We start from the raw sequence: 7,221 nt of genomic DNA, 5'->3' as shown, positions 1-7,221 counted from the left end.
AGGTCGGCCCTGATGGACGGCAGGGCCACGTTGAGCATGGCCACGTCGACGCCCTCGAGGAAGATCGCACCACACAGCACGAAGAGCACGCCCCAGGCGCGCCCACTCATGCGATCGGTGCCACCCGCAGCGCCGTGCTGCTCTCCGCCGACGGACTGGTCAAGGCCGTCCACGGCCTCGAGACGGACGGCGCCGACCACATGGCGGCGCTCGCCTCCGGTCTCTACTCGCTGGGACGCAGCGCGGGCACCCGATTCGGTGACGGCGGCGACGTCCGGCAGATCGTCGTGGAACTCGACACCACCCTGCTGTTCGTCTCCACTGCGGGTTCCGGCACCTGCCTCGCCGTACTCGCCGACCGCGAGGCGGACGCGGCGGTGCTCGGCTACGAGATGGCCATGCTGGTCAAGAGCGTCCGCCCGTACCTCGTGACACCCACGAGGCAGGGCACCCCGCCGCCGAGCGCCCCGGGGCGCTGAGGGTGGCGCCGTCCCCGCCGGACGGGCCATGGTTCGACGACGAGGCCGGCCGGCTCATCCGCCCCTACGCGGTGAGCAACGGCCGGACCCGTCCCTCGGCGGCGCTGGACCTGCTCACCCTGGTCCGGGCCGATGGACCGGCCCCACCGGGCCACCTCGGCCCGGAGCACGCCCAGGCGCTCGCCCTCTGTGACGGACCCCCCGTCCCCGTCGCGGAGATCGCCGCACAGCTGCGACTGCCCGTCGCGGTCACCAAGATCCTGCTCAGCGACCTGCTGGACTACGGAGCCGTCACCGCACAGGCCCCGGCGTTCCAGGACAACCCCACGGCCCACCGGTCCGATCTGGAGGCAACGCTCGATGGCCTACGACGACGGCTCTGAACCCTTCCCCAACGCGCTGAAAATCCTGGTGGCGGGCGGATTCGGGGTCGGCAAGACGACCTTCGTCGGTGCGGTCAGCGAGATCCAGCCGCTGAGCACCGAGGAACTGCTGACCAACGCGAGCGCGGGCATCGACAGCCTGGCCGGGGTCGAGGGCAAGCGGGAGACCACCGTTGCCATGGACTTCGGCCGTATCACCCTCGACGCCCGCAATGTGCTGTACCTCTTCGGCACACCCGGCCAGCAGCGCTTCTGGTTCATGTGGGACGAGCTGGCCAACGGCGCCCTGGGCGCCGTCGTGCTCGTCGACACCCGCAGGCTGGAGGACTGCTTCCCCGCCGTGGACTTCTTCGAGCAGCGGGGCATCGGCTTCGTCGTCGCCGTCAACGAGTTCGACGGCGCCCACCGCTACGAGCCCGAAGAGGTGCGGGCCGCGATCGGCACGGGGCCCGACGTGCCGATCGTGATGTGTGACGCCCGGCTGGCCAACTCGGGGATCAGGGCCCTGGTCACGCTGGTCGGTCACCTCCTCGCCACCGCCCCGGCCGCGCGACGCTGACCGTCCGCCGTCCGCCGGCCGCGCGACGCTGACCGTCCGCCGTCCGCCGTCCGCTGGCCGCGCGACGCTGACCGTCCGCCGTCCGCCGTCCGCCGTCCGTCACGGCGGTGGGCCACGGGCTGCGGCGGGCCGGTTCCCGGGGCCGGGCCGATTGTCAGTGGCGGCGGCTATGTTCGTCCCAAGTGCCGCCGCCAGGAACGGAGGACCCGGATGACGACCGCCGCCGACGTCCGCAGAATCGCTCTCTCGCTGCCCGACACCTCCGAGAGACTGGCGTGGGGCATGCCCACCTTCCGCGTCGCCGGAAAGATGTTCGCCACCCTGGGGGACGACGACGCCTCGATGGGTGTGAAGTGCCCCAGGGAGGAGCGCGCCGAGCTCATCGCCTCGGAGCCGGACAAGTTCTTCCTGCGCGAGGGGCACGACGACGCCTTCGCGTGGATACGGGTGCGGCTGGGCGCCCTGGAGGACGAGGAGGAGCTGTACGCAATCCTGCTGGACTCCTGGCGTCAGGCCGCCCCGCGGAGGCTTCAGGACGCCCACCCCGGGCTGTGCGTCACCGACTGAGGAAGGCGTCGATCCGCTCCCGCAGGGACCTCGGGTCCAGCCCGTGGGCGGAGATGTGCTCGGACATCGTGCCGTAGCGGCGCAGCTCCTCGCGGCGGGTGCCGAGCCCCAGCACCCGGTGCGGAACGTCCGCGAGCGCCTCGCCCGCCGCAGCCACCGAGGTCCCCGCGAGGTACGGCTCGACGACCACGGCCTCCACCGCCGGGCCCGCCACCGCCCGGCGCAGCGCCTCCCCGTCGAAGGGCCGCACGGTCGCGGCGTACAGGACGGTGACGTCCAGGCCCTCCGTCGCGGCCAGGACGCTGTCGAGCATGGGACCGACGGCCACGACGGCGCCCCGGCCGCCCTCGCGGACGGTGCGGAAACCCACCCCGGCGACCGGGAGCGGATCGGCGTTGGACTGCAGGGACAGCCGGACGTACACCTTGTCGTCGCCGGCGGCCACCGCGTGCCGCACCAGCGTCTCGGCCTCGTCCGGGTGCCCCGGCACGTGGACGGTCCAGCCGTCCAGGGTGTCGAGCAGCGCCACATCACCGGGCGCCATGTGGGTGCGTCCACCGGCCGGCCAGTCGTACGACGCCGCCGCGCTGACCAGCACACCGCCCACACCCTGATGCCCGAAGTCCAGCTTGATCTGCTCGAAGGGCCGCTCCACGAGGAAACTCGCGAAGGTGTGCACGATCGGGCGCAGCCCGGCCAGGGCGAGTCCGCCGCCCACACCGATCATCAGCTGCTCCCTGATGCCCACGTTGATCACCCGGTCCGGGTGGGCCAGGGCCGCCTCCCGGAAGCCGTCCATACCGATCTCGGCGAGGACGACGGCCGTTCTCGGGTCCTCGTCGAGCAGCCGGGATGCGGTCGAGTAGAAGCGCTCGCGCATGGTCTCCATGGTGGTTCTGTCCTTCCGGGGACTGTGGAACGGCGTTGCGGTCGGTCGTGGTCAGGCGGCGTGCCTGGGCTCGACCCGGGCGACGACCGCGTGCGGCTGGCCCGGGTGCGGAGCGGTGTACGCGGCGTACAGTGCCTCGTGGTCGCGGCCGTCCACGGTCATCACGGACCAGCCCGCGACCTCGAACCGGGCGGCGATGCCGCCCGGCCTTGCGTGGGTGGCGGACGCGTTGTCGATCACCAGCGTGTGCAGCGCCTCCAGACCGGAGGGACCGGCGTACGCGATCGCCTCGTGGTTGCTGCCCTCGTCCAGTTCGGCGTCCCCGATCAACACCCACACCCGCGGGTCGCCGAGCCCTCGCGCGCGCAGCCCCAGCGCCGTTCCGACGGCCAGCGGCAGCCCGTGCCCGAGCGAACCGCTGCCGATCTCCGCGCCCGGCACCAGCAGCCGGTCCGGGTGGTGCCCGAGCGCCGAGTCGTACGAGCCGAAGCCGGTCAGCCACTCCTCGGGGACGAAGCCCTTGGCGGTCAGCACCGCGTAGTACGCCATCGGGCCGTGCCCCTTGGAGAGCAGGAAACGGTCCCGGCCTTGCGCTTCGGCGGTCTCGGGGCCGACACGGAGGACCCGGTCGTAGAGCACCCAGAGCGCGTCCAGCGTCGAGGTGGCCGCGGGCCCGTGTTTCTCGTCCCCGGTCATCAGCGCCATCAGCCGGGGCAGGTCGGCATAGCCGTAGCCGTGCCCCCGGCGGTCGTGGCCGTGGCCGTGGCCATGGTCGTGGTCGTGCGTCGTCCTCGGTGTCGTCGTGGTCATACGGCGATCCTGCGACCTCAAGTGGACTTGAGGTCAAACGCGCCGGTGGCCCGGGCCCCGGTTCCCTCCCCGGGCCGCCGCAAAGGCGCGCGCGATCACCGGCCGGAGTGCGGTATTGTTTGCATGCGCGTTCGGCCCGGGGAAACCCCAGGTCAAACGAGCAACGGGACGTGGCGCAGCTTGGTAGCGCACTTGACTGGGGGTCAAGGGGTCGCAGGTTCAAATCCTGTCGTCCCGACAGATATGTCGCAGATGAGGGCCGTTTCCGGATACCGGAAACGGCCTTTGCCGTATGGCCGTCCTCGCGAGGGAGCCCTCGGAGGCCGCGGGTGACGAGACGGGGATCCGGGTGGACGCGCCGTTCCATGTTCCCCCGAGGTCCCAGGCGTTGCCGTGCGAGACGGTTGGGGTGCCGAACGCGCCGTGGCTCCCGGCGCCCCGTGCCGTCTCACCCGGAAGGGGGCGTTTCCGGCAGGGGCCGGCCGTCCGATGTATGTGGTCGACCGATGAGGTTCTCCCCCTGGCGACAGGAGCCACGCGCATGACCGCATCCGGCCGGATCAACGTGAGCCACGAGTGGGGAGTGCTGAAGGAGACCGTCGTGGGACGCGTCATCGACTTCACCGTTCCCGCCGGTCTCGCCCGCGGAATGCCCGCTTCCCTCGGTTTCCTCCCCGAACGGACCAGGGAGCGGTTGCCGCGCTGGGCGGGCCGGCCATGGTCCGAGGCAGACCCGGAAGGGTACGGGAGGTGCGTGGAACAGGTCGAAGGGCTGGCCCGGTTCCTGGCCGGCCGGGGAGTGGTCGTCCACCGTCCGCGCGAACTCACCGAGAACGAGCTGCGGGCGTACGAGGACGGGGGGCAGTTCAGCATGCAGACCTTCGTCCGCGATCCGATGCTCGTCGTCGGCGACCACGTAGTCGAGACCGCCCTGCGGCTGCCCGCCCGTTTCAAGGAGCGCTTCGGCCTGCGGCCGGTCTTCGAGGCCGCCGAGGCCCGCGGCGCCCGCTTCTCGGTCATGCCACCGCCCGCGCCGGTGCCGGTGCCCGACCTGGGCGGGGCGAGAGGCCCGTTCCTCGAAGGGGGTGACGTACTGCTCATGGGCCGCGACATCCTGGTCGGGTGCGGCCGGGGCGGCGCGGCCTCGGACCCGGCCGGGGCCCGATGGCTGGCACGCCTGCTGGGCGACGGGTACCGCGTGCACGAGGTGCCGCTCGTCGAGCAGGTGATCCACCTGGACGACGGGCTCACCGCAGTACGCGAGGGCCTCGCCGTCGTCTGCCGGGAGCAGTTCACCGACGGTCTGCCCGCGCCGGTCGCGGACTGGGAGCTGATCGAGGTCGGCCTGTGGGAGGCGGTCAACCTCCTGGCGGGCAACAGCCTCGTGCTCGGTCCTGGGGAAGTCCTGGTGGACGAGAGGCTGCCGGTGCTCGCCGAGGCGCTGACCGCGCGGAACGTCACGGTCCACACCCTTCCTTACGACGCGGTGACCCCGTTCGCCGGTGGCTTCCGCTGCTCCCACCATCCGCTGGTGCGTGAACTGGAGGGGTGACCGGCCGAGCCGGCGATCCCCGCGACCGCCCGGCGGTGGCCGCGATCCGCCGTCTCCGCCGTTCACCGGCCTGCAGTTCACCGTGGCACACGGCGGCCCACGCGGCGGGTATGTCATCCGCGGGTGCGTCGTCCGCGGGTCCGCCACGGCCGGTCGCGCCCACGTGGCCCGGCCGCATGGCGTCACAGCCGCATGGCGTGACAGCCCGGCGCCCCCGCGGCCCGGTGGCGCTCGGTCAGGCATGCTCCCCGGCGGACAGCCGCTCCAGCAGCTCCCGGCTCGCGTTCGTGACGAGCGGTGGCACGTCGAGCTCGGTCAGCAGTTCCGCCGCGGCCGCCATCTCCGCCGCACGGCGGACCGCGTGCCGCCGGGTTCCGGTCTCCAGCCGCTCCACGGTGTCCTCGCCCGCCCGCGTCAGCTCCGCGACGATGTTGTTCCGCAACCACCGCTCGCACCCCGCCGCGCGTGCGGCCTCCAGGGCCTCGACCACCGCTGCCGCGAGGCCCTTGTAGAAGACGCTGCGCAGTAGTTTGCGGCCGGCCGCGGTTCCGGGCCCGCCGGGCAGCACCTCCACGGAGGCGCCCAGCGCGCCGAGGAGGTCCGCGACGCCGTCGGCGCCCTCGCCGCAGGCCAGCATCGGTGTGCGCAGGCCGCGGCCGGGCACCGGCGCCATGATGGCCACGTCCGCGAACCTGACCCCGTGTTCCCGGGAAGCCGGAAGTCCCGCGACGGCGTCCAGCCGCCCGGAGCCCCCGCGACGGCCGGCCGCCCGGTCCCGGCGGCTATCCGGTCTCCTCGAGGTGGGTCAGGTTCGCCCCGGTCGCAGGGTCGAACACATGCGCCTTGGTCATGTCGACCTCCAGTTCCACGGGTTCGCCCTCGCGGGCCCGGGTCGCGGCGCCCAGGCGGGCCACCACCTGCTCGGCGGCCCCGGCGCCGGTGTCCCGCAGGCCCGAGTCGGCCGCCAGTTCCTCCAGTTCGGCCGTCGTCGCCGGTCCGCCCTCGGCCGCGAAGTAGACGTACACGTCGGAGCCCAGCGACTCGAGGACGTCCACGGTGACGGTGACCAGGGGGCCGCCCGTGCCCCGTCCCCGTGACAGGGCCGCGTCCTCGAAGGCCTCGGGCCGCAGACCGACGATCACTTCCCGGGGAGCGTTCCGCCGCTCCAGGGCCCGCCACGTACGCTCGTCCAGGGGCAGCGGCCCGAGGGGCGAGCGCAGTGTGCCGCCCTCCAGGGCCGCCGTCAGGAAGTTCATCGCCGGTGAGCCGATGAAGCCCGCGACGAAGAGGTTGCGCGGGTGGTCGTAGAGCCGCGCGGGTGAGCCGACCTGCTGGACGACGCCCTGGCGCATGACCACGACGCGGTCGCCGAGGGTCATCGCCTCGGTCTGGTCGTGCGTGACGTACACGGTGGTCGTGCCGAGCCTCCGTTGCAGCCGGGCGATCTGGGTGCGCATCTGCACCCGCAGTTTGGCGTCCAGGTTGGACAGCGGTTCGTCCATCAGGAAGGCCTGGGGGTCGCGGACGATGGCCCGTCCCATCGCCACCCGCTGCCGCTGGCCGCCCGACAGGTTGGCGGGCTTGCGGTCCAGGTGCTCCGTCAGATCCAGGATGCGGGCGGCCTCCTCGACCTTCCTGTTGACGGCCGCCTTGTCGACCTTGGCCAGGCGCAGCGCGAAGCCCATGTTCTCCCGCACGCTCATGTGCGGGTAGAGGGCGTAGCTCTGGAACACCATGGCGATGTCGCGGTCCTTGGGCGCGAGGTCGTTGACGACCCGGCCGCCGATGCGCAGGGTGCCCTCGGTGATGTCCTCCAGCCCGGCGATCATGTTCAGGGTGGTGGACTTGCCGCAGCCGGAGGGGCCGACGAGGATCACGAACTCGCCGTCGGCGATGTCGAGGTCCACGTCCTTCACGGCGAGGGCGCCGTCGGGAAAACGCTTGGTGACTCCCTCGAGGACGATCTCGGCCATGGTGCTGCC

8 protein-coding genes, 1 tRNA gene and 1 pseudogene are annotated in these 7,221 nt (G+C 72.4%); 6 read left to right on the top strand and 4 right to left on the bottom strand.

The window, feature by feature from the left end:
- Positions 1-122 precede the first annotated feature (122 nt).
- The 4 genes and pseudogenes from GUY61_RS10370 to GUY61_RS10355 all read left to right on the top strand — a co-directional run.
- Positions 123-479: pseudogene (locus GUY61_RS10370) on the top strand (roadblock/LC7 domain-containing protein); the annotation flags it as partial.
- Between the two features lie 2 nt (positions 480-481).
- On the top strand, positions 482-862 hold the full coding sequence (locus tag GUY61_RS10365; protein WP_398954954.1) for a DUF742 domain-containing protein: 381 nt from the start codon (positions 482-484) through the stop codon (positions 860-862).
- Positions 840-1,421: an ATP/GTP-binding protein gene (locus GUY61_RS10360; protein ID WP_166629784.1), complete on the top strand. Its 582-nt coding sequence runs from the start codon at positions 840-842 to the stop codon at positions 1,419-1,421. The genes GUY61_RS10365 and GUY61_RS10360 overlap by 23 nt, the downstream gene beginning before the upstream one ends.
- Before the next feature lie 210 nt (positions 1,422-1,631).
- Positions 1,632-1,988, top strand: a complete 357-nt coding sequence (locus tag GUY61_RS10355; protein WP_166629783.1) for an MmcQ/YjbR family DNA-binding protein — start codon at positions 1,632-1,634, stop codon at positions 1,986-1,988.
- Here the strand turns inward: GUY61_RS10355 and GUY61_RS10350 are convergent.
- Both GUY61_RS10350 and GUY61_RS10345 read right to left on the bottom strand, forming a co-directional pair.
- The gene (locus GUY61_RS10350) at positions 1,978-2,877 is read right to left on the bottom strand and encodes a transketolase family protein (protein ID WP_166629782.1); all 900 of its coding nucleotides are present in this window, start codon (positions 2,875-2,877) and stop codon (positions 1,978-1,980) included. The genes GUY61_RS10355 and GUY61_RS10350 overlap by 11 nt on opposite strands.
- Before the next feature lie 51 nt (positions 2,878-2,928).
- Complete coding sequence (locus tag GUY61_RS10345; RefSeq protein WP_243766339.1) at positions 2,929-3,582, bottom strand: transketolase; 654 nt, start codon at positions 3,580-3,582, stop codon at positions 2,929-2,931.
- A 269-nt stretch (positions 3,583-3,851) separates the two neighbouring features.
- Here GUY61_RS10345 and GUY61_RS10340 point away from each other — a divergent pair.
- Together GUY61_RS10340 and GUY61_RS10335 are read left to right on the top strand one after the other, a co-directional pair.
- Positions 3,852-3,925, top strand: a tRNA-Pro gene (locus GUY61_RS10340).
- Between the two features lie 303 nt (positions 3,926-4,228).
- A complete protein-coding gene (locus GUY61_RS10335; RefSeq protein ID WP_166629780.1) occupies positions 4,229-5,239 on the top strand; it encodes an amidinotransferase in 1,011 nt (336 codons plus the stop codon).
- A 235-nt stretch (positions 5,240-5,474) separates the two neighbouring features.
- On the opposite strand, the gene GUY61_RS10330 is transcribed toward GUY61_RS10335, so the two are convergent.
- Entirely contained in the window at positions 5,475-5,912 is a 438-nt protein-coding gene (locus GUY61_RS10330; RefSeq protein WP_166629789.1) for a DUF1932 domain-containing protein, read from the bottom strand.
- 109 nt (positions 5,913-6,021) lie between these two features.
- A complete protein-coding gene (locus tag GUY61_RS10325) occupies positions 6,022-7,212 on the bottom strand; it encodes an ABC transporter ATP-binding protein (protein ID WP_166629779.1) in 1,191 nt (396 codons plus the stop codon).
- Positions 7,213-7,221 lie beyond the last annotated feature (9 nt).

Source organism: Streptomyces sp. GC420 (assembly GCF_009916105.1).
Classification (GTDB): Bacteria; Actinomycetota; Actinomycetes; order Streptomycetales; family Streptomycetaceae; genus Streptomyces.
The sequence above is the reverse complement of the archived record's forward strand: the minus strand, read 5'-3'. Positions and strand labels throughout refer to the sequence as shown.

Coding starts and splice junctions, on each gene's coding strand:
- GUY61_RS10360 (WP_166629784.1), top strand. CDS start 840: ATGGCCTACGACGACGGCTCTGAACCCTTCCCCAACGCGCTGAAAATC.
- GUY61_RS10355 (WP_166629783.1), top strand. CDS start 1,632: ATGACGACCGCCGCCGACGTCCGCAGAATCGCTCTCTCGCTGCCCGAC.
- GUY61_RS10350 (WP_166629782.1), bottom strand. CDS start 2,877: ATGGAGACCATGCGCGAGCGCTTCTACTCGACCGCATCCCGGCTGCTC.
- GUY61_RS10345 (WP_243766339.1), bottom strand. CDS start 3,582: ATGGCGCTGATGACCGGGGACGAGAAACACGGGCCCGCGGCCACCTCG.
- GUY61_RS10335 (WP_166629780.1), top strand. CDS start 4,229: ATGACCGCATCCGGCCGGATCAACGTGAGCCACGAGTGGGGAGTGCTG.
- GUY61_RS10330 (WP_166629789.1), bottom strand. CDS start 5,912: ATGGCGCCGGTGCCCGGCCGCGGCCTGCGCACACCGATGCTGGCCTGC.
- GUY61_RS10325 (WP_166629779.1), bottom strand. CDS start 7,212: ATGGCCGAGATCGTCCTCGAGGGAGTCACCAAGCGTTTTCCCGACGGC.